The 25999-nt window shown below is 65.1% G+C and carries 12 protein-coding genes and 3 pseudogenes; 12 read left to right on the top strand and 3 right to left on the bottom strand.

Going from position 1 to position 25999, the window contains the following annotated elements:
• Positions 1-137: 137 nt before the first annotated feature.
• Both FOM02_RS21070 and FOM02_RS21065 read right to left on the bottom strand, forming a co-directional pair.
• Positions 138-3439, bottom strand: a pseudogene (locus FOM02_RS21070) (carboxyl transferase domain-containing protein).
• Positions 3440-3629: 190 nt separating this feature from the next.
• Positions 3630-4907 (bottom strand): annotated as a pseudogene (locus tag FOM02_RS21065) (methyl-accepting chemotaxis protein); the annotation flags it as partial.
• 161 nt (positions 4908-5068) lie between these two features.
• Here FOM02_RS21065 and msrB point away from each other — a divergent pair.
• From msrB to FOM02_RS21025, 8 genes and pseudogenes are all read left to right on the top strand, one after another.
• The gene (gene msrB / locus FOM02_RS21060; RefSeq protein WP_265442116.1) at positions 5069-5581 is read left to right on the top strand and encodes a peptide-methionine (R)-S-oxide reductase MsrB; all 513 of its coding nucleotides are present in this window, start codon (positions 5069-5071) and stop codon (positions 5579-5581) included.
• Between the two features lie 269 nt (positions 5582-5850).
• The gene (locus FOM02_RS21055; protein WP_027560349.1) at positions 5851-8136 is read left to right on the top strand and encodes a flagellar hook-basal body complex protein; all 2286 of its coding nucleotides are present in this window, start codon (positions 5851-5853) and stop codon (positions 8134-8136) included.
• A gap of 35 nt (positions 8137-8171) precedes the next feature.
• Positions 8172-10055 (top strand): flagellar hook-associated protein FlgK, encoded by a 1884-nt coding sequence (gene flgK / locus FOM02_RS21050; protein ID WP_027560348.1) that lies wholly within the window; start codon positions 8172-8174, stop codon positions 10053-10055.
• A gap of 20 nt (positions 10056-10075) precedes the next feature.
• The gene (locus FOM02_RS21045; RefSeq protein WP_265442115.1) at positions 10076-11977 is read left to right on the top strand and encodes a flagellar protein; all 1902 of its coding nucleotides are present in this window, start codon (positions 10076-10078) and stop codon (positions 11975-11977) included.
• A gap of 71 nt (positions 11978-12048) precedes the next feature.
• A complete protein-coding gene (locus FOM02_RS21040) occupies positions 12049-12834 on the top strand; it encodes a hypothetical protein (RefSeq protein WP_265442114.1) in 786 nt (261 codons plus the stop codon).
• A 10-nt stretch (positions 12835-12844) separates the two neighbouring features.
• On the top strand, positions 12845-14476 hold the full coding sequence (locus tag FOM02_RS21035) for a hypothetical protein (protein ID WP_265442113.1): 1632 nt from the start codon (positions 12845-12847) through the stop codon (positions 14474-14476).
• The gene (locus FOM02_RS21030) at positions 14470-15723 is read left to right on the top strand and encodes an ATP-grasp domain-containing protein (RefSeq protein ID WP_265442112.1); all 1254 of its coding nucleotides are present in this window, start codon (positions 14470-14472) and stop codon (positions 15721-15723) included. Before FOM02_RS21035 ends, FOM02_RS21030 begins: the two co-directional genes overlap by 7 nt.
• A pseudogene (locus FOM02_RS21025) lies at positions 15720-17217 on the top strand (pyridoxal phosphate-dependent decarboxylase family protein). Before FOM02_RS21030 ends, FOM02_RS21025 begins: the two are co-directional and overlap by 4 nt.
• A gap of 79 nt (positions 17218-17296) precedes the next feature.
• Here the strand turns inward: FOM02_RS21025 and flbT are convergent.
• A complete protein-coding gene (gene flbT / locus FOM02_RS21020; RefSeq protein ID WP_027560342.1) occupies positions 17297-17722 on the bottom strand; it encodes a flagellar biosynthesis repressor FlbT in 426 nt (141 codons plus the stop codon).
• 323 nt (positions 17723-18045) lie between these two features.
• Between flbT and FOM02_RS21015 the strand changes: the two genes are divergently transcribed.
• The 4 genes from FOM02_RS21015 to flaF all read left to right on the top strand — a co-directional run bounded on the left by FOM02_RS21015 (position 18046) and on the right by flaF (position 25996).
• Positions 18046-20289 carry a DUF1522 domain-containing protein gene (locus tag FOM02_RS21015; RefSeq protein ID WP_265442111.1) on the top strand — a complete coding sequence of 748 codons (2244 nt, stop codon included), beginning with the start codon at positions 18046-18048 and terminating at the stop codon, positions 20287-20289.
• A gap of 323 nt (positions 20290-20612) precedes the next feature.
• Entirely contained in the window at positions 20613-22853 is a 2241-nt protein-coding gene (locus tag FOM02_RS21010; protein WP_027560340.1) for a DUF1522 domain-containing protein, read from the top strand.
• Positions 22854-23095: 242 nt separating this feature from the next.
• On the top strand, positions 23096-25336 hold the full coding sequence (locus FOM02_RS21005) for a DUF1522 domain-containing protein (RefSeq protein WP_027560339.1): 2241 nt from the start codon (positions 23096-23098) through the stop codon (positions 25334-25336).
• Positions 25337-25627: 291 nt separating this feature from the next.
• Positions 25628-25996, top strand: coding sequence for a flagellar biosynthesis regulator FlaF (gene flaF / locus FOM02_RS21000; protein ID WP_027560338.1), 369 nt, complete (start codon positions 25628-25630; stop codon positions 25994-25996).
• The last annotated feature ends 3 nt before the right edge of the window (positions 25997-25999 follow it).

Raw genomic sequence — 25999 nt, 5'->3', positions numbered from 1 at the left:
GTCTCCAGTTGTCATTCCGGGGCGATGCGAAGCATCGAACCCGGGATCTCGAGATTCTCAGGTGCGCAATTGCGCACCGGAGTTCGGCTCTCCGGGCCGCCCCGAAATGACCCCGCATTGCAATTGCTGCACCGCGCTCACCACGTGTCGATGCAGGGCCGCTTCTTCTCCGTCCTCGCCGGCGGCTTCGGCACGGAGCGCAGGCCGGCCATGATCCAGCGCCGCGTCTCCGCGGGGTCGATGACGTTGTCGATCTCGAACACCGAAGCGATCGAGACCGCCTTGCCGTTGGCATAGAGCTCGGCGACCTTGTTCCGATAATAGGTCTCGCGCTCCTCGGGGTCGGCGATCGCCTCCATCTCCTTTCGGAAGCCGAGGCGGACATAGCCTTCGAGGCCCATGCCGCCGAACTCGCCGGTCGGCCAGGCCGCGGTGAAGAAGGAGGCGTGGAAGCCGCCGCCGATCATCGACTGCGCCCCTAAGCCATAGCCCTTGCGCAGCACGATGCCGAACAAGGGCACGGTGAGGCTCGCGCCGGTCACGAACATGCGCGAGACGTGACGGACGATCGCGGTCTTCTCGGCCTCGGGCCCGACCATGAATCCGGGCGTGTCGCAGAGCGACACGATCGGCAGGTCGAAGGCATCGCAGAGCTGGAGGAAGCGGGCGGCCTTGTCGCCGGCATCGGCATCGATGGCGCCACCGAGATGGCGCGGATTGTTGGCGATCAGGCCGAACGGCTCGCCTTCGATCCGGATCAGCGCGGTGATCATGCCGACGCCGTAGTCGCGGCGCAGCTCCAGCACGGAATCTTTGTCGGCGACGAGATCGATCACGTTGCGGATGTCGTAGACGCGCAGGCGGTTCTCAGGAATCGCGCGACGGAGCAGGCGCTGGTCGGCGGCTTCCCAGTCCTGCACCGCACCCTGGAAATAGGACAGATACTTTTGCGCAACCCGCGTCGCCTCCTCCTCGTCCTCGACCAGGATGTCGATGACGCCGTTCGGCGACTGGAATGAAACCGGGCCGACCTCGGCCGGGTGATAGACACCGAGCCCGCCGCCCTCGATCATCGCCGGGCCGCCCATGCCAATTGACGCATTCTTGGTAGCGATGATGACATCGCAGCAGCCGAGCATCGCCGCGTTGCCGGCGAAGCAATAGCCGGAGACGACGCCGAGACGGGCACAAGGCCGGAGAGCCTTGCAAACTGCACGAAGGACGGGCCGTCGAGGCCGGTCATGCCGAGCCGGTCGGTGTCGCCGGGCCGACCACCGCCGCCTTCCGCGTAAAACACCAGCGGCACGCGCCAGTCTTCCGCCAGCGTCAGCATGCGGTCGATCTTCTTGTGGTTCATGTGGCCCTGCGTGCCCGCAAGCACGGTGTAGTCATAGGCCACGACGATACAGCGCGCACCGTCGGGTCCGAACTTCTCGGCATTCACCGTGGCAACGCCCATCACGAGGCCGTCCGCCGGCGTGTTCTTGATGAGATCGTCGAGCTTGCGACGGCGGCGCTGGGCGGCGATCGCAAGGCTGCCATATTCCATGAACGAGCCTTCGTCCACGAGCTGGGCAACATTCTCGCGCGCGGTGCGCTGGTTGGTGTTGCGGCGGCGCTCGACCGAGGCCGGGCGGTTGGCATCGAGCGTGTTGGCCTGGCGCGCGATCAGCTCGGCGAGGTCAGGACGGATGTGGTCGAGATCGATGTCGGCTTCCGCCGCCGTGCTGTCAGCCGCGACGTCGAGCGGCTCCAGATACATGATCGGTTCGCCATGCATCAGCGTGACGCCGTCGCCGGCGACGAGTTTTGTCACCCGCCCGCCCTGTTCGGCCATGACCAGATGCTCCATCTTCATGGACTCGATCACGGCGAGCTGCTGACCGGGCCGCACGATCTCGCCTTCTTTCACTTGGATGGTGACGATGGTGCCCTGCAAGGGCGCTGCGACCATCACCGCGCCTTCGGGCACGACTTGCGCGATATGCGCTTCCGCGCAGTGATCGCCGCGCTCCGTCGCCGTGAAGTAGAGCGGCTTGGCCGCCCCGTCCGCTGCCTCGACCAGCTTCGCAACGTTGCGGTCGATGAAATCGGTCGCGATGCGGTTGGTCCTGAAATCAGGATGGGCCAGCACGGCCTGAAGGAAGGCGATGTTGGTGACGACGCCGTCGATCCGGAACTCGCGCAGGGTGCGCGAGGCTTTGGCCACCACGTCATGCCAGGCTTCGCCCGGCGTATGCACGATGACTTTTGCAAGCAGCGAGTCGAAGGCCGCGCTGGTCTTGTAGCCGGCGTAACCAAAGCTATCGACGCGAACACCGGGCCCCGACGGCGGCTCGAACACCGCGAGCACGCCGCCGGTCGGATGCGTCGCGCCGGTCTCGTCCAGCGTCTCCATGTTGATACGGAGCTGCATCGCATAGCCGCGCGGCTTCGGGATCGAACCCTGCGCCATACCGAGCGAGGCCAGCGTTGCGCCTGCCGCGACCGCGAGCTGGGCGCGGACGAGATCGAGGCCGAGCACCTCTTCCGTCACGGTGTGCTCGACCTGGAGACGTGGATTGGCTTCGATGAAGGCAAAGCTGTCCTCGGCGGTGTCGTCGACCAGGAACTCGAACGTACCGAGATTGTCATACGAGGCCGCAGCCGCAAGCTGCTTCGCCGCCTCGATGATACGGCCGCGCAAGCCGTCGCTGAGCGACGGGCTCGGCGCCACCTCGATCAGCTTCTGGTGCCGGCGCTGGATGGTGCATTCGCGCTCCCAGAGATGGGAGATCGCGCCGTGCTTGTCGCCGATGATCTGCACCTCGATATGGCGCGCCTGCCGGATCAGCCGCTCGGCATAGACGCCGTCGAAACCGAACGCGGCCTTGGCCTCGGACTGGCAGCGCGCATAGGCCTCCGCCAGATCAGCAGCCTTCTCCACCACGCGCATGCCGCGGCCACCGCCGCCGGCCATCGCCTTGATCACGATCGCGGCGCCCTTGCCGAGCGATTCGAAGAAGGCCGTGATCTCCTCCAGCGACGACGGGCCACTGGTGCCGGCGATGATCGGCACGCCGCAGCGTTTTGCCAGTTGCCGCGCCGCGACCTTGTCGCCGAAAAGCTCCAGCGCGGCCGGCTTGGGTCCGACAAAGGCAATGCCCGCGTCAGCGCAGGCTTTTGCGAACGCCGCATTCTCGCTGAGGAAGCCGTAGCCGGGATGAACGGCATCGCAGCCCGCGCTCTTCGCCGCCTTCACGACAGCGTCGATATCGAGATAGGCCCTTGCGCCGCGGCCGGGAATTTCGACCGCCTCGTCGGCGACGCGCACATGCAGCGACAGCGCATCGTCAGCGGGGTGGATCGCAACCGTCGTGATGCCGGCATCGGCCGCCGCGCGCGCGATGCGGATGGCGATCTCGCCGCGGTTGGCGACCAGGAGTTTCTTGAACGACATGCGGCGTCTCCATGCCCGCACAGGCTGCGGGTCGGCAGGTTCGATGATCCTGCTTCTTCACTTTAGCCGCAGCCGTCAAGGGTGGGAAAGCCGGTCGCGATGACCGGTCCCGCGGGCCGGAATATCAATGGCCCGCATGCGCCGCGACGCGGCGAATTATCCGCACCACGGCAGAGCTATTGGCGCTGTATCAAGCCGCGCGTACGCCCGCCACGAAGGTGCTGACCTCGTTCTCCAGCGATTGCAGCTTCTGGGTCAGCCGGCCGCTCGATTGCAGCACGAGGCCCGCGGCCTGGCCGGTCTCTGCCGTCGCATCGGTGACGCCGGAGATGTTTTGCGAGACCTGGTCGGTGCCGGAGGCCGCCTCCTGCACGCTGTGGGCGATCGCTTGCGTCGCGGCGCCCTGCTCCTCCACGGCGGCCGCGATCGAGGAGGAGATCTCGTTGACCTCCATGATGGTCTTGCGAATGCTGTCGATGTTGCCGACGACCTGGTTGGTCTCGGCCTGGATCGCGGTGATCTGCGCGCCGATCTCGTCGGTCGCCTTCGCGGTCTGGCTCGCCAGCGACTTCACTTCGCTCGCGACCACGGCAAATCCCTTGCCAGCCTCGCCTGCGCGCGCGGCCTCGATGGTGGCGTTGAGCGCGAGCAGATTGGTCTGCGAGGCGATCTGGTTGATGAGGTCGATGACCTCGCCGATCTTGTGCGCGGCGGCGGCGAGCCCCTGCACGGTGTCGTTGGTGCGCTGGCCGTCGGCGGCGGCCTTGTCGGCGACGCTCGCCGCCTGGGCGACGCGCTGGCTGATCTCGGTGATCGAGGACGACAGCTGGCCGGCGGCGGAGGCCACCGTCTGCACGTTGCTGGAGGCCTGCTGGCAGGCGGTGGCGACGAAGCTCGCGCGATCGGTGGCTTTGTTCGCGGTTTCCGACATGCCTTGCGCGGCCTGCTGCATCGCGCGCGCCTCGTTGAAGACATCGCGGACCACGGCCTGCACGCTCGCCTCGAACTTGCCGGCGAGATCGGCCATGGTCTTGCGCTTCTCGTCGTCGGCCCGTTGCTTCGCTTCCTGCTGCTCGGTATGCATCCGGCCCACCGCCGACGCATTGTCCTTGAACACGGCAAGCGCCTTGGCGAGCCCGCCGACCTCGTCGCGGCGCTCGGTGTAGGGCACATCGAACGCGCTGTCGCCGGCCGCGAGACGCTCGGTCAGCGCGGTGATCTTTGCCAGCGGCTTGGTGACGCTGCGGCCGATCACGAAGGAGGCGCCCAGCACGAGCACGAGCACCGCAAGGCACACCAGCGCGAAGGTCATCGCGTCCTGGCGGAACACGGCGTCGACGTCGTCGAGATAGATGCCGGTGCCAATGATCCAGCCCCAGGGCGCAAAGCCCTTCACATAGGAGATTTTCCCGACCGGCTGGTCGAAGCCGGGCTTGGGCCAGAGATAGCCATAGAAGCCGGCGCCTGTTTCTTGGCTCCGACCCCCGAAACCTGCGCCGGAAGCCGTGGAACCGGTTCCGCAGGACGCCAGCGTCTCGCAATAACCCTGAGAAAAATTCCGCCCGGAAGTGTAACGTCGGCCGTTAGAGCCCGTATCTCAGGCGTGGACTCCCGCGCACGGAGAATGAGATGTTTGACCGCCGCATCCTGCTAACGACTGCCGCCGGCCTGTTCGGCCTTTCCGCCTTCCGCTGGCTGAGGGGATCCCCCGCCGAGGCTGGTGAGAAGGCCGCGGAAAAATTCGAGATCGAGAAGACGGAGGTCGAGTGGCGCGCCCAGCTGACGCCGCAGCAATATGAGATCCTGCGCAATCACGGCACCGAGCGGCCGGGCTCCAGTCCGCTGCTGAAGGAGCACCGCAAGGGCATTTTCGCCTGTGCCGGCTGTGACCTGCCGCTGTTCGCGTCCGATACCAAGTTCGAGAGCGGCACGGGCTGGCCGAGCTTCTACCAGCCGATCGAAGGCAATGTCGGCAAGACCGAGGACCGCACATACGGCATGCTGCGCACCGAGGTGCACTGCCGGCGCTGCGGCGGCCATCTCGGCCACGTCTTCGACGACGGTCCGAAGCCGACCGGCTTGCGCTACTGCATCGACGGTTTCGGGCTGGTCTTCCACCCGGCCGCGGCGTCAGCGACGTAGTTAGTGAGGTGTCATTTCGGAGCGATGCGTGAGCATCGAATCCGGACTCTCGAACTTCCGGGTTCGGTCTTGGGGACCGCCCCGGAACGACAGGATGTCCCGGCAATTGTTGCCGGCCCGGCAATTGTGCCCCGGTCACGTGACCGGGGCCTGTCTATTTAAGTCATTGATTTCCTGAAAATACCCGCATTGGCATAGCCCTTGCGACTGTCTCTTCCGACTGCGGCCATGGTCGACCGGCCGCCGGGATCGGATTTGGAGACAAAGTTATGGGTATCTTCGATGCAATGAACACCTCGGTGGGTGGCCTGCAGGCGCAGTCCTACGCGCTGCAGAACATTTCCGGCAACATCGCGAACTCATCCACCACCGGTTACAAGGGCATCGGCACCAGCTTCGTCGATCTCATTCCCGACGCCTCGGTCCCCAGCAAGCAGGTCGCGGGCGGCGTGACGGCCAACGCCAAGGCGACGATCACGACGCAGGGCACGATCTCCTCGTCCACCGTCGCCACCAACATGGCGATCACCGGCGACGGCTTCTTCTCGATCCAGAAGGCGACCGGGATCGTCGACAACGTCCCGGTGTTCAGCGGCGTCACCTATTACACCCGCCGCGGCGACTTCCAGCTCAATGCCAACGGCAACCTGGTCAACGGCGCCGGCTATTATCTGATGGGCACCACGGTCGACCCCAAGACCGGCAACCCGACCGGCAACGTCGCCACCGTCCTGAAATTCCAGAACAACTTCATTCCGGCGCAGGCGACAACCTCGATCCAGTACGCCGCGAACCTGCCGTCGCAGCCGAACACGGCGGCGAGCTCGACCGCGGCGGCCAAGACGCTGCTGGCGGCCGGGGGCCTGAACCCGTCGGATTTCGCCGCCAACCCGCTGATCGTCGGCACGCCGCCGCCGCCTTATGTGAACGCGACGGTCTCCGGCGCCGCCGCTACCGGCAATCTGCGCTCGGCCTACACGTCGACGACGGTAACCGGCTCGGTGGCCCTGCTGAACAGCGCATCGGCCGCAGCGAGCACCGGTACGTCCCTCGACCCGAGCGCAAGCCCGCATCTCGGCGTGTCGTTGGCCGGCCAGACGTTGACCATCAACAACGGCAGCGGCCCTTATACGATCACCTTCGACAACACCGCGACGGGCATCACGACGACTGCGAACAGCACCGTGATCGGCGTGAAGGCCGGCGCCACGACGACGGTGAACGATATCCTCACTGCGATTCAAACGGCCGGTGGCGCCGGCAACGGCGTCACCGCCACGATCACCGGTACCGGCAACATCCAGATCGCAGGCGGCACCCTCGTCGATCTTGCGATCAGCGGTAGCGCGGCGACCACGCTCGGCCTCAGCAACGTGACGCGCGGTGGCAACGTGCTGTCCACGCCCGCGATCACCGGCAATACGCTGCTCGGTGGTGCCGCTATGCCCGGCGCTTCGGAAGTTCTCTCCTCGGGTTTCCAGGCAGGGTCGGCGGGGCCGCCCGTCGTTAATCCCGATACGATCACGGTGAACGGTCAGACGCTCACTTTCGTCTCGGGTGCTGCGAGCGGCGCGAACCAGATCAGCGTCAACGACGACATCTCGACCTTGCTTCAGAAGATCGACTTTCTCGCCGGCACTTCAGGCTCGTCGATCAGCAACGGAGTGATCACGCTGAATACCGGCACCGCAAACCCCTCTTTGAACGTCTCCAGCAGCAACCCCAATGCGTTCGCGGCGCTCGGCTTCACCTCAGCCGTTTCCAAGCCTCGCGGCGGCGGCGGAACGGCCGGCACGGGCACCGTGATCGGCAACGACGTCGCGACCTTCACCAAGGAAACGATCAGCGGTGGCGCGGTGACCGCCTACAATGCGGCCGGCACGCCGGTGAATCTGCAGCTCCGTTGGGCCAAGACCGACAGCGCCTCGCTGGGAACCGGTCATTCCGACACCTGGAATCTGTTCTATCAGACTGACCCGAACGCGACCGGCACGAACGTTGCGTGGATGAACACGGGACAGGCCTTCACCTTCGCCGCCGACGGCTCGCTGACCTCGCCGAGTGGCTCGGGCATCACCATCAACAACGTCACGGTCAGCGGCCAGCAGCTCGGCTCGGTCGCCTTCAACATCTCCCAGGGCGGGCTGACGCAATATGCCAGCACGAGCGGCGCCGTGACCATCAACACCATCACGCAGAACGGCTACGCCGCCGGCCAGCTCCGCTCGGTCTCGGTCAACAACAGCGGCCTCGTGGTCGGAACCTTCTCCAACGGCCAGAACCTCGATCTCGCCCAGGTGACGTTGTCGCATTTCAACGGCACCAACTATTTGAAGGCGCTCGACGGCGGCGCGTACGCCGCGACCGAACAGTCGGGACCTGCGATCGACGGCGCTTCGGGCACCATCAGCGGCTCGTCGCTGGAAGGCTCGAACACCGACATCGCCGACGAGTTCACCAAGCTGATCGTGACCCAGCAGGCCTATTCGGCCAACACCAAGGTGATCACGACGGCCAATTCGATGGTGCAGGACCTCCTGAACGTGTTGCGCTGATCGGCGCGTGACGTAACCAAAGGCGGTAAGTACACATGGGTTTGAGTTCAGCCCTCGCCAGTGCGATGAGCGGTCTGCGTGCCAACCAGGCCGCGCTCTCGATCGTCTCTTCGAACGTCGCCAACTCGCAGACGCCGGGTTACGTCGTCCAGACGGCGAACCAGATCGAGGTCACCACCGGCGACTTCGGCTCGACGGCGATGACGACCGGCGTCAGCCGGGAGCTCGACACCTATGTGCTGAACCAGCTCCGCACCGAGACCGGCGGCAGCGGCTATGCCGACCAGATGGCCAACATTCTGAAGCAGCTTCAGAATGTCTATGGCACGCCCGGCAACGACGGCACGCTCGAAAGCGCGCTGAACAAATTCACCACGGCGCTGCAGGCGTTGTCGACGAGCTCAGGCGCCTCGTCGGCGCAGACCGTTGCGCTGGGCGCGGCGCAGGCGCTGGCGCAGCAGCTCAACGTCACCACCAAGGGCATCCAGTCGCTGCGCTCCAATGTCGAGCAGGATCTCGGCACCTCGGCGCAGGCGGCCAACGCGGCGATGCAGAAGGTCGCCGACATCAACACCAAGCTCCAGGGCCTGTCGGCCAACGATCCCTCCGCCGCGACGCTGATGGACCAGCGCGACCAGGCCATCAACACGCTGTCGAAATATGTCGACGTCCGCGTCACCACCGACGGCTCCAATCAGGCCAACATCTACACCACCACCGGCATCCAGCTGGTCGGCGCCGGGCTCGCCTCGCAATTCTCCTTTGCCTCTGCCGGCGCGTTGTCGGCGACCTCGCTCTACAACAGCGATCCCGCCAAGTCCGGCGTCGGCGCGTTCAACATCAAGCTGCCGAACGGCTCGCAGCTCGACGTCGTCGCCAACAACGTGGTTTCCTCGGGCCAGATCGCGGCCGATCTGAAGCTCCGCGACCAGACGCTGGTGCAGGCGCAGACCCAGATCGACCAGCTCGCCGCCACGATGTCGAGCGCGCTGTCCGACAAGACCACCGCCGGCAGCACGGTCTCCGGTCCGCCGGCCGGCTTCGACCTCGACCTTGCCGGCGCGCAAGCAGGCAACACGGTCAACATCACCTACACGGACACGGCGACCAACACCCAGCGCCAGGTCACGCTCGTCAACGTGACCGATCCGGCGGCGCTGCCGCTCCAGAACGCCACCAACGCCAATCCGATGCGGGTGGGCGTCAATTTCTCTAGCGGCATGGGTGCGATCGCCTCCGCGCTCAACACCGCGCTGGCAGGCTCGCATCTGTCGTTCTCCGCCGCGCCGTCGCCGGCGACCGCGACGACGCTGCGGGTCACCGACGACAACACCGGCCTTGCCAAGATCAATTCGGCTTCCACCTCCAAGACGATGTCGTCGCTGGCCTCGGGCAATCCGCAACTGGCGCTGTTCACCGACGGCGGGCAGGCGCTCTACACCGGCGCGATCACCGCATCGGGCTCGCAGATGACCGGCCTTGCCGGGCGCATCGCCGTGAACACGCAGCTGGTCGCCGATCCGACCAAGCTGTCGGTCTACAACACCTCGCCGGTGACGCCCCCGGGCGACACCACGCGTTCGGACTATCTCTACTCGCAGCTCACCAGTGCGGTGTTCTCCTATTCGCCGACCACCGGCCTCGGCTCCGCGAACCAGCCCTTCACCGGCAGCGTCTCGAACTATCTCCAGCAGTTCCTGAGCGTGCAGGCCAACGCCTCGACCCAGGCAACCCAGCTCCAGCAGGGCCAGAGCGTCGTGGTCTCGACGCTCCAGGCCAAGTTCAACTCGACCTCCAGCGTCAACCTCGACTCGGAGATGTCGAACCTCATCCAGCTTCAGAATGCCTATGCCGCCAACGCCCACGTCATGTCGGTGGTGCAGAGCATGATGAACACTTTGATCCAGGCTCAAGCGTAACCAGTACAGGGCTCTGAAAGATGTCGATCAGCAGCATCAACTACTCCTCGTCGGTTCTCGGCGCGCAGATCCGCAACATCAACCAGCAGCTCACCGATCTGTCGACGCAGCTCTCGACCGGCAAGCTGTCGCAGAACTATTCGGGCATGGGCACCAACGAGGGATTTGCGATCGCCGGGCGCTCGCAGCTCTCCAACATCGCCGCCTATACTGACACGATCACCAACGTCAACGTCAACATCAACCTCGCCAATACCGCGCTCCAGTCGCTGACGACCATTCGCACCAACACCCAGACGGGTTCGGCCAGCACGGCGCAGGATCTCAACGTCAACGGACAGACGGTGGCGCAGAACACGGCCGCGGCCCAGTTCGGCTCGATGGTCGGCGTGCTGAACACGCAGTCCGGCAACCGCTATCTGTTTTCCGGGACCGCGTACAACACCCAGCCGGTCGCCAATGCCGGGGACATCATCAACGGCACCACGACGCAGGCGGGCTTCAAGACCGTCATGGCCGAGCGCCAGGCCGCCGATCTCGGCGCCAACGGCATGGGGCGCCTGGTGCAGGCGCAGCCGACGCCGAGCTCGGTGAAGGTGTCGGAAGACGCCGCGGGATCGCCGTTCGGACTCAAGATCAAGGCGGTGTCCTCGACGCTGACAGGGGCGACCGTCACCGGCCCAAGTGGCTCGCCGGTGTCGTTCTCGGTCGATCTCAACGGCGTCAATCCGAACAATGGCGACAAGCTGAGCGTCCAGTTCACGCTGCCGGACGGCACCACCGAGCAGATCGACCTGACCGCGTCCACGGCGACGCCGACGCCGCTCGGCAGCTTCGCGATCGATGCGAGCGTCCCGGTCAACCCGAACAATACCGCGGCGAATCTCAACACGGCGCTGAACACCGCCATCAAGAAGCTTGCCAACACGTCGCTGGTCGCGGCCTCGGCCGTGACCGCGGGTGACAACTTCTTCAACACGGCAAGCTCGGTGACCGGGACGACGGCGGTCACCAATCAGGTCGCCCCGCCGGCTTCGAACATCGCCACGGGCGCGACGGCGCTGTCCGGCGCAAGTGGATCGGACTCGATCACGCCGGGCTTTTCCGCCGGCGACACCATCACCGTCAACGGCACCACGCTGACCTTCGTCAATTCGGGGGCGACCGGCAACCAGCTCAACGTGACCGACAGCATCCAGACGCTGATGAGCAAGATCGACCAGATCACGGGCACTTCCAAGCCGTCGACGATTCATGGCGGCGTGATCACGATCAACACCGACGATGCGGCGAGCCTGAGCATCACGGGCTCGAGCCCGGGCGCGACCGCCGCGCTGGGTTCGCTCGGTTTCAGCACGACGCCCGTGACCGCCACGCAGCCGCCGCTGCGCGTTGGCTCCTCTCCGGCGAGCTCGGCCACCACTCTGGTTAACGGCTCGGCCAACACCATTAAATGGTACCAAGGCAATGACGGACCGGGCTCGCCGCGTTCGACCGCGGTCGCGCGGGTGGACGATTCCGTCACGGTGCAGTATGGCGCGCAGGCGAACGAGGACGCGATCCGCCGGCAGTTGCAGGCGATTGCCGTGTTCGGCACGTTTTCGACGACCCCGGGCGGGCAGTATTCGGGCGGGCAGGTCGCCGCGCTGAGCCTACGCACGACCCAGGCGCTGACCCAGCAGCCCGGACAGCAGCGCATCGAGGACATCCAGACCGACATCGCGATGGCCCAGAACACGATGAAGGACGCGACCACGCGCCAGACCCAGGCCAAGGCGCAGCTCCAGTCCATCATTGACCAGGCGGAGTCGGCCCCGCAGGACCAGGTGGCGAGCGAGATCCTGGCGCTCCAGAACGCGCTCCAGGCGTCCTATCAGGTGACCTCGAACCTCGCCCAGCTCTCGCTCGTCAAGTTCCTGTAAGGATACGTTAAGGCGTCGTTAACCATGCTTCTTTACCTCTTGGTGAGGATTGGAGCGGGGCGGAGCGGCCAATGTCGGACAGGATGCAGCTGGTGGTGGCGACGCCGTGCTTCGGCGGCCAGGTCTCGAGCATCTATGCCAGCTCGATCCTTGCGCTCCAGCGCGCCGTCCACGGAATGTCCAATCTCGATCTCAAGGTGCTCATGCGCGACGGCGACGCGCTGATCACGCGGGCGCGCGCCAATCTGGTCGCGATGTTCCTGGACGATCCCAAGGCGACGCATTTCCTGTTCATCGACGCCGACATCGGCTTCAAGCCGGAGCAGGTGTTCCGGCTGATGGAGTGCGGCGCGGACGTCGTCGCCGGCTGCTATCCGATCAAGCGGGTCAACTGGAACAAGGCGAAGCGCGCGATCGAGGCCCACCGCACTGACGTGCCGGCCGCCGCGCTCGACTACGTGCTCGAGATCGAGGACCCCGACCGCATCGTGGTCGTCAACGGTTTCACCCGCGTGCGCTACGCCGGCACCGGTTTCCTGATGATCCGCCGCCACGTGCTGGAGGCGATGTGTCGCCATCCGGCCTACGCGAATCTGCAGTTCTTCCGCGAGCATTCGCACGACACGCTGGCGGCGAGCCAGAACCGGTTCGCGCTGTTCGAATGCATGATAGATTCCGCGACCGGCACGTATCTCTCCGAGGATTTTGCCTTCTGCAAGCGCTGGACTGACATCGGCGGCGAGATCTGGGCCGACATCCAGAGCTCGCTCGACCATGTCGGGCCATCGGTGTTCCACGGCGACGTCGCCTCGCAATTCGCAGCCGCACCCGCGGCGGCGGCGGCCGACGCGGCGTGAGCCTTGCGGGATGAGCACCGGCGCATCCCGTCTGTCAGCTTCGGAACGCGCGCCCGACGGCGGCTCGCGCTCTCGTCTGCGCGATCTCTTCACGCCATTGGACACGCTGCTGGTCTCCGGCGGAGACTCGCGCCTGGCGCTCGATCCCCGGGATCGCGTCAACGCCTATGGCTGTGCGGCCTCGCCCGAGCCGGAGATCTGGAATTTCGCGTCCTCGACCGCGTCGACCATCTCGCAAGCAGCCTATGACCGCGCTGCGCTGGCGCGCGAAGAGCTGATGCACAGGTGCCTGTTCGACGAGGTCGAAATCGCCTTCGATGCGCGCTGCGAGGGCATGCGCGAGGAGCTGCGCGGCCATCTCCAGCTCTCGCCGCGGGTCGACGTCGTGTTCTCGCCCTCCGGCACGGACTCCCAGCTCCACGCGCTGTTCCTGGCGAGCGCGGTGCTCGGCGCCTCGCCGGTGACGATCGTGGTCGGCACGGATCAGACCGGCAGCGGCACGGTTCATACCGCACGTGGACACCATTTCAGCTCGACGACGGCGAGCGGCGTTGCGGTGCGCAAGGACGCCGCGGTTGCGGGTCTTTCCGGCGACAGCATCGCGGTGCCGCTGCTGGACGCCGCCTACGGCATCGCGATGCGCGCGGATACGGATGCTGCGGTGATGCGTGCCATTGAGACCAGCTTCGCGCAAGGCCGCTGCGTTCTTCTGCACATCATGGATTCGTCAAAACTCGGCTGGCGCGCGCCGAGTGCTGCCTGCCTCGATGAGATCGCGCGGCGCTGGCCGCGCAAGGTTCAGGTGGTCGTCGATGCCTGTCAGGCGCGGCTCGGCCGCCGCCGGCTGCGCTGCTATCTCGACCGCGGCTACATGGTGCTGATGACCGGCTCGAAATTTTTCGGCGGACCTGCCTTCAGCGGTGCGCTGCTGGTGCCGAAAGGCCTGTCGCGGTCGATCGACCGGATCGGCGCGATCGCGCCGGGCATTTTCGATTATGCCGGCCGCGGCGACTGGCCGACGGCCTGGACGGTGCTGCGCTCGCGGTTCGAGCGCCGACCGAATTTCGGTCAGTGGCTGCGGTGGGAAGCCGCGCTCGCGGAGATCGGCAGGTACTACGCAGTGCCTGGCGCTTTCCGCGCCAGGGCGCTGGCCGAGCTTGCGGCCAGCATCGACAGCATGATCGCGCTGTCGCCGTCGCTGCGTGCCATTCCAACGGCGACCGAGAACATCGGTGCAGATGACGAGGAATTCGCCCGCGCCACGATCCTTCCGTTCATGCTGCTGCGCGACGGCAAGCCTGCCTCGCTCGCCGAGACCAGCGCCGTTCATCGGGCGCTCGCGCGCGACATGAACGAGGAGCTCAGCGGCAGCGCGGCGGACCGCCAGGTCGCCGCACAACGCTGCCTGGTCGGCCAGCCGGTCCGGCTAGAGCGGCAGGGCGAGGCGCCGCAGGCCGCATTGCGGCTTTGCGTCGGCGCGCGGCTCGTCACCGAAGCCTGGTCGGCGGATCCCGCACAGGCGCAACGCAATTTGCAACATGTGCTCGATCGCATCGCCCACGTCCTGGTGAAGATCGAGCTGCTGCTTGACCGTGCCACGGCTGCGCCGGGGAAGTTTGTGCTCGAGGCCCAAAGATGCTGAATCCTGTTTCCGCGCCTGATAGCGTGACCACGCCGAACTATTCCGACCGCATCGGCTTTGCGCAGTTGACGCGGCGGGCCTTCGAGGGCGGCGATCTGCATCCTTTGCGCGAGCATCTGCTGGCGCGCATCGCGGAAGGAACGGCGGAGGCGGGCGAGGGCCTCGACCTGTCGTTGATTGCCCAGCTTCTCGGTGAGAAGGAGGCCGGGCTCGTGATCCAGACCGAGGTGCTCGCCTTCCATCAATTGTTTCGCACGCCGTGCGCGGTTGCCAAGCCGCGCCTGCGCGTGCTCGCGCTCGCGGCCGATATCGACATGGGCGGCAACACCCCGATCGAATTCCTGCTCGAAGGCTCCGACATCGAGCTGCTGACGCTGTACGTGGTCAAGGGAGTCGGTCTGCCAGAGACGTTGCCTGATCACGACGTCGCCATCGTGGTCGCCTCCGATTCCGAGGAATGCCGCGAGACGCTCGCTGTGATCGAGCAGGCTGCACCGCGCTGGCCGCGGCCGCTGCTCAATCGCCCCGAGCTGATCGGCAATCTCGATCGCGACAAGCTGTATCGGCTGCTGGCTGATATCCCCGGTCTCGACATTCCCGTGACCGTCCACACGACGCGCGCGCAATTGTCCGACCTGCTGGAAGGCAAGATCGCCTGCGCGGACATCACGGGCGAGCTGCGCTTTCCGATGATCGTGCGGCCACGCGGTACGCATGCGGGCGTCGGACTTGCGAAGGTCGACGATGCAGCGGCGCTCAAGGTCTATCTCGCCGAGCGGCAGGAGCAGGACTTCTTCGTCGCGCGTTTCGTCGATTATGCGAACCCCGACGGGCTCTACCGCAAATATCGTCTCACCATGGTCGACGGCAAGCCTTACGCCTGCCACATGGCGATCGCCGACCGCTGGGACATCTGGTATCTCAACGCCTACATGGCGTTCAGCGAGGAGAAGCGCGCTGAAGAAGCCACCTTCATGCTCGACTTTGACAACGCTTTCGCCGCGCGTCATCGCAGCGCACTCGCCGAGATGAGCAAGCGCGTCGGCCTCGACTATTTCATCGTCGATTGCGCCGAGAACCGCGATGGCGAGCTGCTGGTCTTCGAAGCCGACAACACCGCCGTCGTGCACAACATGGATCCGCCGGCCGTGTTTCCCTACAAGCCGCCGCAGATGCGCAAGATCTTTGCTGCGTTCACCGCGATGCTGTCGCGGCACGCCAGCGCCGGCGCGGAGAGTGCAGCATGAACGAGATCATCCGCAACACGCAGAGCTCGATCACGAACGGCTCGCTCGATCCGCAGGACTGGAGCGAATTTCGCGCGCTCGCCCATCGCATGCTGGATGAGACCATCGACGGCATCGCCAACATTCGCTCGCGTCCGGTGTGGCAACCGATCCCCGACGAGGTCCGCACGGCGTTGAAGAGCGACGTGCCGCGCGGGGCGAGCGAGCTCGCCGAGGTCTATCGCGAATTCGCAGAGCACGTCGCGCCCTATGCGACGGGCAACGTCCATCCCGGCTTCATGGGCTGGGTGCATGGCGGCGGCACCGCGGTCGGCATGCTTGCGGAGATGCTCGCGGCCGGCCTCAACGCCAATCTCGGCGGGCGCGACCACATGCCGATCGAGGTCGAGCGCCAGATCGTCGGCTGGATGCGCAATTTGTTTGCCTTCCCGGACAGCGCCAGCGGGATCTTCGTCACGGGCACGTCGATGGCCAATCTGATGGCGGTGCTGGTGGCACGCACGGCAGCGCTCGGCACGTTGGCGCGACAGCACGGCATCGGCAATGACGGCGCGCTGCTCGCCGCCTATACGTCGCGGGCCGCGCATGGCTGCGTCTCGCGGGCGATGCACATCGCAGGGCTCGGCACCGATGCGCTGCGCAAGATCGATGTCGACGCCGATCATCGCATCGACGTCGCCGCGCTGCGCGCGCAGATCGCCGCGGACCGCGAGATCGGCTTCAAGCCGTTCCTTGTCCGTCGCCTCCGCCGGCACGGTCGATATTGGCGCGATCGACGACCTCAGGGCGGTTGCGCAGCTGTGCCGCGAGGAAGGCATCTGGTTTCACGTCGACGGTGCCTTCGGTGCGCTCGCAATTCTCTCGCCCGAGCTCGCGCCACTGCTCGGCGGCATCGAGCTCGCCGATTCCATCGCGCTCGATTTCCACAAATGGGGACAGGTGCCCTACGATGCTGGCTTCCTGCTGGTACGCGACGGCGAGCAGCATCGGCAGGCCTTTGCGCAGCCGGCGGCCTATCTCAGCCGCGAGGCGAGGGGGCTTGCGGCCGGCACGGTCTGGCCCTGCGATCTCGGCCCCGATCTGTCGCGCGGCTTCCGCGCGCTGAAGACCTGGTTCACGTTGAAGACGTTCGGCACCGATCGGCTCGGCGCGGTGATCGCGCGGAGCTGTGCGCTGGCAAAATATCTGGAGGCGCGCATTCTGGCCGAGCCGCGGCTGGAATTGCTGGCGCCGGTGAATCTCAACATCGTCTGCTTCCGCTATCGCGCCGCCGACGCGGTCAACCGCGAGGTGGTCGCCGACATCCAGGAGTCCGGCATCGCGGCGCCGTCGAGCACGACGCTGGATGGCAAGTTCGCGATCCGCGCGGCGATCGTCAATCATCGCACCGAGGAGACCGACATCGATGCGCTGGTTGCGGCCGTGCTCAAGTTCGGCGCGCAGCGCAGCGGCGGCGTGATCGAGGTCGAGGCGCCGCCAATCGCGGCGCAGTGATCACGAAACGCCGATGAAAAGCGAACGGCCCCGGAGGTGATCCGGGGCCGTTGTCGTTCAGGCGGAGGATACGGCTCGATCAAGCGGCCGAACTGACGTCGCCGTTCGGATGGGTGGCTTTGTACTGGTCGCGCAGCTTGTCTTCATAGGCGATCAGCTTGCGGGCCTCCTTGAGGGCCCGGTAGAGGTCGCCGCTCATGATGTTGTTGTTGATGCCCTCGATGATCGGCCAGGAGCTCGGCACTGCGGTGACGATGTCACGCACGAGGTTGAAGTAGGTGCCGTGCTGGGTCTGCGGATCCGGCGAGATGTACATCAGCTGGACCGCCAGATAGACGAGCTTGGCGGGGCTGTCGGCGGTCTCCGGCGTGAGGATATCGCGCTGGCGCAGGATCGGCACGTTCTCGCCGTCGATCAGAAGACGGGCGCGCTGGTCCGTGTTGGTGATCACGGAGTTGCCGACGATGATGCGTTCGTGCGGTTTGAGCTCGACCTTGAGAGCCATGCCTGTTCTCCATCAACTATTTTGTAACGAGCGGCGCGCGTCCCGGTGAATGACAACTGCCGACCCTGATTTGGGTCCAATCCTTGCTGAATGTGGTTAACGGGTCGTAAAGATTCGCGGTCGTGTTGAAGAGCGTAACGATCTCAATGGCTTGAGCGGTTGCAAAGAGCTGCGCTGCAAGCGTGCGGGACGGCGCTTGGGGCCCGACGCGGACAAACCGGCGGTTTCATTTCACGGATTGTTAGAGGCTCGGAGGCACCGTCCGCCGGTCGTTTGATCAATCTCGGTCAAACAGGACGCGTAGCTACCAGAAAGGTAACAGTATGTCCGGTATCGTTCTCTCCTCTTCGGTTCGTCAGAACCTCCTCTCCCTCCAGTCCACCGCCGACCTCCTCGCCACCACCCAGTCGCGTCTGTCGACCGGCAAGAAGGTGAACTCGGCGCTCGATAACCCCACCAACTTCTTCACCGCCCAGTCGCTCGACAACCGCGCCAGCGACATCAACAATTTGCTCGATGGCATCGCCAACGGCGTGCAGGTGCTGCAGGCCGCCAACACCGGCATCACCTCGCTGCAGAAGCTGCTGGACTCCGCGAAGTCGATCGCCAACCAGGCGCTGCAGACCACGGTCGGCTACTCGACCAAGTCGAACGTCTCGACCACGATTGCTGGCGCGACGGCCTCCGACCTGCGCGGCACCACGACCTACACCAGCACGACCGCGCTCTCCAACGTGCTGTTCTCCGGCGCGTCCGGTGGCGCGACCGTTGCGACCGGAACGACGACGCTCGGCGGTGTCACCGCTGCCCTGACCGGCTCGGCTGCAGTGGCCGGCGACGGTACGACCGCCTTCACCGGCGCCTTGAAGCTGGCCGGTACCGCCGGTGCGACGACCATCGCTTCCGGTGCGGCACCAACCGACGGTGAAACGCTGACCGTCGATGGCCACACGATCACTTTCAAGGCCGCGGACGTTCCGACCGGCGCGAATATCCCGTCGGGATCCGGCACCGTCGGCAATGTCCTCACGGACGGTAACGGCAACTCGACCGTCTATCTTGGCGCTACGGCTGCCACGGGTAGTGCGCAGGACCTGCTGAATGCCATCGACATTGCCAGCGGAGCTCAGACGGTCTCGATCGCCAGTGGCACTGCTACCCTGAGCGGCGGCGGCACTGCTAACAGCATCGCCGCCGGCAAGGTCACCCTGAACACGGGTACCGGCGCTGACCTCAGCATTTCCGGCAGGGCCGACCTTCTGAAGGCCCTCGGCCTGACGGGCGCGGCCGGCAGCGGCCAGGTCACCGTCACCCAGGCGCGTTCGACCACTTCGACCACGCTCGGAACCCTGATCCAGGACGGATCGACGCTGAACGTGGACGGCAAGACGATCACATTCTCGAACGCGAAGACGCCCACCACAGTCGCAACGGGTTCCACCCAGGTCGGCAATTTGGTCACGGATGGAAACGGCAACTCGACCGTTTACCTTCAGGCCGGCAACGTCAATGACGTTCTGAACGCCATCGATCTCGCGACCGGTGTGCAGACCGTCAAGACGGCGGGTGCTTCCGGTGCCCTGCAGACGACCGCAGGCGCCAAGAACTCGTCGATCGTGGCTGGCGCGCTCAACCTCTCGACCGGTGCGAACGCGGACCTGTCGATCACCGGCACCAAGAATGCGCTGTCGGCGCTCGGCCTGACCGGCTCCACCGGCACCGGCACCGCCTTCACCGCGAGCCGTTCCGCGGCGTCGGGTGGCATCTCGGGCAAGACCTTGACCTTCTCCTCCTTCAACGGCGGCTCGGCGGTCAACGTCACCTTTGGTGATGGCACCGGCGGCACGGTCAAGACGCTCGATCAGCTCAACACGCAGCTGCAGGCGAACAACCTGTCGGCCACGATCGACGCCAACGGCCTGCTCACGGTCTCGGCCACCAACGACTACGCGTCCTCGACGATCGGATCTGCCACCGCCGGTGGTACGATCGGTGGTACGATCACCTCGGCCCTGACCTGGTCGAACGCCACCGCGCCGGTTGCCGATGCCGTTGCTCAGGCCACCCGTACCAACCTGGTGTCCCAGTACAACAACATCCTGACCCAGATCGACACGACCTCGCTGGACGCCTCGTTCAACGGTGTCAACCTGCTCAACGGCGACCAGCTCAAGCTGGTGTTCGACGAGACCGGTAAGTCCAACCTGAACATCACGGGCGTGACCTTCAACTCGAAGGGTCTGGGTCTCGCCTCGCTGGTGCAGGGCACCGACTTCATCGACAACGCGGCGACCAACAAGGTCCTGACCAACCTGAACTCGGCGTCGAGCACGCTACGTTCGGAAGCCTCGACGCTCGGTTCGAACCTCTCGGTGGTGCAGGTGCGTCAGGACTTCAACAAGAACTTGATCAACGTGCTGCAGACCGGCTCGTCCAACCTGACGCTGGCCGACACCAACGAGGAAGCGGCCAACAGCCAGGCGCTGTCGACCCGCCAGTCGATCGCAGTGTCGGCGCTGTCGCTCGCCAACCAGTCGCAGCAGAGCGTGCTCCAGCTGCTCCGCTAATAAGCGGCTGACATCGCAATCAAGTCATGGCGGCGGGGCTTCGGCCCCGCCGCTTTCTTTTTGCGCAGCCGATCGAGAGGTGGTCTGGCGGCTCCGAAAAGTAACTCTTGGTTATGGTTAACAGGGAGCAAACGCCGAAAAAACGTGAGGAGTTTCAGGTCGATCGTCACCGATCTTGACCCGCTCTCTGAGCCTTATGGTGAACCGGCGCTTACGGCTCGTGAGAAGGTTTCACCCTTTGTTAGCCATGTCCGCGCAGGCTGTGCCCGTCACTCGATCCGAAGCGATCGAACGAAGACGCGTAAACCAGAAGGGTAAGAGTTATGTCCGGTATTGTTCTCTCTGCGTCGGTTCGTCAGAACCTGCTCTCTCTCCAGTCCACCGCCGACCTCCTCGCCACCACCCAGTCGCGTCTGTCGACCGGCAAGAAGGTGAACACGGCGCTCGACAACCCCACCAACTTCTTCACGGCACAGTCGCTCGACAACCGCGCCAGCGACATCAACAACCTGCTCGATGGCATTGCCAACGGCGTGCAGGTGCTGCAGGCCGCCAACACCGGCATCACCTCGCTGTCGAAGCTGCTCGATAGCGCGAAGTCGATCGCCAACCAGGCGCTCCAGACGACGGTCGGCTATTCGACCAAGTCGAACGTCTCGACCACGATTGCTGGCGCGACGGCCTCCGACTTGCGCGGCACCACGACCTACACCAGCACGACTGCTCTCTCGAACGTGGTGTTCGACGGTAGTGCGGGCGGTACCACCGTTGCGTCCGGAACAACCACGCTCGGCGGCGGGTCCGCTTCGCTGGTCGGATCCGCGGCGCCTGACGGTGCAGGAACTGCGGCCAAACTGGCTACGACCCTTACGCTCGCCGGCACCCCCTCAGCGACAACCATTGCCGCCAAGGGCGCGCCTTCGGACGGCGAGACGTTGACGGTCGATGGGCACACGATCACCTTCAAGGCGGCCGACGTTCCGACCGCGGCGCCCTCAGGCTCGAGCAAGGTTGGCAACATCGTTACGGACGGCAACGGAAACTCTACCGTCTACACGGGTGCCACGGCTCCGACCGGCTCGGTGCAGGACCTGCTCAATGCGATCGATCTGGCGACCGGAGCTGGGAAACTTAACGGCGCTGGTAATGCCGTCGTCGCCGGCTCGGGCACTTTGGCTTCCGTTAGCGCAGGTGGTGTTCTTACCCTCACGACTGGTACCGGTGCTGATCTTAGCGTCACTGGCCGGGCCGACCTCCTGAAGGCCCTGGGCCTGACCGGGGCAGGGGGCAGCGGTAGCGTCACTGTGACCCAGGCGCGCTCAACCGCCTCAGGCACACTCGGCACTTTGATCAAGGACGGCTCGACGCTGAACGTGGACGGCAAGACGATCACGTTCTCGAACGCGGCGACGCCCACCACAGTCGCAACGGGCTCCACCCTGGTCGGCAATTTGGTCACGGATGGAAACGGCAACTCGACCGTTTACCTTCAGGCCGGCAACGTCAATGACGTTCTGAACGCCATCGATCTCGCGACCGGTGTGCAGACCGTCAAGACGGCGGGTGCTTCCGGTGCCCTGCAGACGACCGCAGGCGCCAAGAACTCGTCGATCGTGGCCGGCGCGCTCAACCTCTCGACCGGTGCGAACGCGGACCTGTCGATCACAGGTTCGGGCAACGCATTGTCGGCGCTCGGCCTGACCGGCTCCACCGGCACCGGCACCGCCTTCACGGCGAGCCGCGCCGCATCGGCCGGCGGTGTCTCGGGCAAGACCTTGACCTTCTCCTCCTTCAACGGCGGCACGGCGGTCAACGTCACCTTCGGCGACGGCACCGGCGGCACGGTCAAGACGCTCGATCAGCTCAACACGCAGCTGCAGGCAAACAACCTGTCGGCCACGATCGACGCCAACGGCCTGCTCACGATCTCGGCGACCAACGACTATGCGTCCTCGACGATCGGATCTGTGATCGCTGGTGGCACGATCGGCGGCACGATCACGACCTCACTGACCTGGACGAACGCGACGACGCCGACCGTCGACGCAGTTGCCCAGGCCACCCGCTCGAACCTGGTTGCCCAGTACAACAACATCATGTCGCAGATCGACACGACCTCGGTCGACTCGTCCTTCAACGGCGTGAACCTCTTGAACGGCGATCAGCTCAAGCTGGTGTTCGACGAGACCGGCAAATCGAGCCTGAACATCACCGGCGTGACCTTCAACTCGAAGGGTCTGGGGTTGGCCGGCCTGGTACAGGGTGTCGATTTCATCGACAACTCCGCGACCAACAGAGTGCTGGCCAAGCTGAACGCAGCCTCGAGCACGCTGCGGTCGGAAGCCTCGACGCTCGGTTCGAACCTCTCGGTCGTGCAGGTGCGTCAGGACTTCAACAAGAACCTGATCAACGTGCTCCAGACCGGCTCGTCCAACCTGACGCTGGCCGACACCAACGAGGAAGCGGCCAACAGCCAGGCGCTGTCGACCCGCCAGTCGATCGCGGTCTCGGCGCTGTCGCTGGCCAACCAGTCGCAGCAGAGCGTGCTCCAGCTGCTCCGCTAATAAGCGCCTGAAATCACGGAACTAAAACTGGCGGCGGGGCTTCGGCCCCGCCGCTTTTTTCGTTCGTGCAGGGGCTCGATCGAGCCCGTGTTCCGGGCCGGGGAGGGCGCTAACCCGGCATTAACCCTATCCCTTAAGTCGCCGTTAACCATACTTTAAAGGACAGCCCCTAAAACTCGACAAAAGCCCGCTTTCCAGATCGGCGAGCCCGATTCGTATCCGGTTCAAAAGGAAGACCGCCAATGTCCAACATCGTTCTCTCGGCGTCAGTTCGCCAGAACCTGTTGTCGCTGCAATCAACGGCCGACCTGCTCGCCACCACCCAGTCCCGACTGTCGACCGGCAAGAAGGTGAACACGGCGCTGGACAACCCGACCAACTTCTTCACCGCGCAGGGGTTGGACAACCGGGCAAGCGACATCAGCAACCTGCTCGACGGTATCAACAACGGTGTGCAGGTGCTTCAGGCGGCCAACACCGGCATCACCTCGCTGCAAAAGCTGATCGACAGCGCCAAGTCGATCGCCAACCAGGCGCTGCAGACCACGGTCGGCTACTCGACCAAGTCGAACATCTCGACCACGATCCCCGGCGCGACGCCGGCGGATCTGCGCGGCACCACGAGCTACACTTATGCGACCGCGACCGGCAACGTCGTCACCAACGGCACGGGCGGCGGTACGACTCCGATCACCACCGGCACCACGCTCGGCGGCGTTTCGCAAGCCCTGACCGGTAACGCCGCTCCCGACGGTGCGGGCACGGCGGCCAGCCTTGCGCCGAATCTCAAGTTGCTCGGTACGCCGAGCGCCACCACCATTGCGGCGAACGGCGCACCATCCGACGGCGATGTGTTGATTGTCGACGGCAAGACCATCACCTTCCGGGCAGGGGCAGCCCCTGCGGTCGCCAACGTTCCCGCCGGCTCAGGCAAGAACAACAACGTCGTCACCGACGGCAATGGCAACTCCACGGTTTACCTCGGAACAGCTGCCGCCCCGGCCGCCTCCGTCCAGGACGTGATGGACGCGATCGATCTCGCAAGCGGCGTGCAAACCGCGGCGATCACGGGTGGCACCGCAACGCTGTCGAACTCCTCGGGCGCCAACGCCTCCATCGCCGGCGGCCAGCTCACCCTCACCACCGGCACCGGCGCCGATCTCAGCATCACGGGCAAGGCCGACTTCCTCAAGGCGCTGGGCCTGACCACCGCGACCGGCTCCGGCAATGTCAATGTGACCAAGGCGCGTCTGACCGCCCCAGCCACGCTGGGCACGCTCGTTCAGGACGGATCCACGCTCAACGTCGACGGCAAGACGGTCACGTTCAAGAACGCGGCCGCGCCTGCTGCCGCGCCGACCGGGTCGACCAAGATCGGCAACATCGTCACCGACAACAATGGCAACTCCGTCGTCTACCTCCAGGGCGCAACCGTTCAGGATTCGCTCAACGCGGTCGATCTGGCGTCGGGCGCCGGTATCGTCAGTGGCGGCGCCGTGGTCGCGGCCAGCGGTTCGTCGCTGTCCACCGTCGTCAACGGCGCTCTCAAGCTCAGCACCGGTACCACCGCAGATCTGTCGATCACCGGAACGGGCAACGCGCTGTCCGCGTTCGGGCTGACCGGTCCGACCGGCACGGGCACCGCCTTCACCGCGGGACGCTCGCCGGGTCCGGGCAGCATTTCGGGCAAGACGCTGACCTTCACCTCCTTCAACGGCGGCACGCCCGTGAACGTCACCTTCGGCGACGGCACCAACGGCACGGTCAAGACGCTCGACCAGCTCAACAATCAGCTTCAAGCCAACCACCTGACGGCGACGATCGACGCCAACGGCGTGCTCACGATCACCACCGTCAACGAATACGCCTCTTCGACGCTCGGCTCGGTGACCGCCGGCGGCGTCGTCGGCGGCACGATCACCGGCACGGTTGCCTTCACCACCGCACAGCCGCCGATCCAGGATCCCGTGGCGCAGACGGCGCGCTCCAATCTGGTCAATCAGTTCAACAACATCCTGGCGCAGATCGACACCACTTCGCAGGACGCTTCGTTCAACGGCGTCAACCTGCTCAACGGCGACACGCTGAAGCTCGTCTTCAACGAGACCGGCAGTTCGACGCTCAGCATCAACGGCGTGGTGTTCAACGCGGCCGGCCTCGGCCTCAGCAACCTCGTCAACGGCGTCGACTTCATCGACAACGGTGCGACCAACAAGGTGCTGGCGAGCCTGAATGCGGCCTCGAGCACGCTGCGCTCGGAAGGTTCCGCGCTCGGCTCCAACCTCTCGATCGTGCAGGTGCGTCAGGACTTCTCGAAGAACCTGATCAACGTGCTGCAGACCGGCTCGTCCAACTTGACGCTGGCCGACACCAACGAGGAAGCGGCCAACAGCCAGGCGCTGTCGACCCGCCAGTCGATCGCGGTCTCCGCGCTGTCGCTCGCCAACCAGTCGCAGCAGAGCGTGCTCCAGCTGCTCCGCTAGTCTCGCGGCGTAAGAAATTGAATCGTAACGTCGCGGCGGAGCTCATGCTCCGCCGTTTTTATGGAGATCGCTAAGGCAGGATTAGCCGAGATCGATGCGCATCATGCGAGACGTGTTTACAGCGCGCATGTGCACATCTAGCTTCGCGATGACGAAGGACTCCGCGACCCGTAATAGTCCGGAGGGCTTCCAAGCAGACACGTAAGCAAATCTTAAGCGGTGCTGCCTAGGGTTGGGAAAGAAATCCTTAAGCGCGTTCAACGGGCTAGGTAAACCTCCAAGGTGTGATTGATGTCGAATTCCGCTGCCTCGGCTTACGCGCGTGTCGCAACGACCACCGCCTCTCCCCGGGACATCGAAGCGCAAACCCTGCTGAAGGCCGCCAACAAGCTTCAGGATGCCGTCAACAGCGCCGATCCGCTCAGCGAGCAGACCATGCAGGCGCTGATGTTCAATCGCAAGCTCTGGACGATCTTCCTCAGCGAGGCGATGCGCGACACCAATCCGCAGCCGCTCGACGTCCGGCAGAAGATCGCCAATATCAGCGTGTTCGTGCTGAGCCAGACCGCCGCGCTCCAGATGAGCCCGCAGTTCGATCACTTCCGTCCGCTGATCGAGATCAACCGCAACATTGCCGCCGGTCTGTCCGGCCGCCCGTAAGGA

It is taken from the genome of Bradyrhizobium sp. SEMIA, assembly GCF_014844175.1.
Lineage (GTDB): Bacteria > Pseudomonadota > Alphaproteobacteria > Rhizobiales > Xanthobacteraceae > Bradyrhizobium > Bradyrhizobium arachidis.
This window is presented reverse-complemented; position numbering and strand designations above follow the sequence as displayed.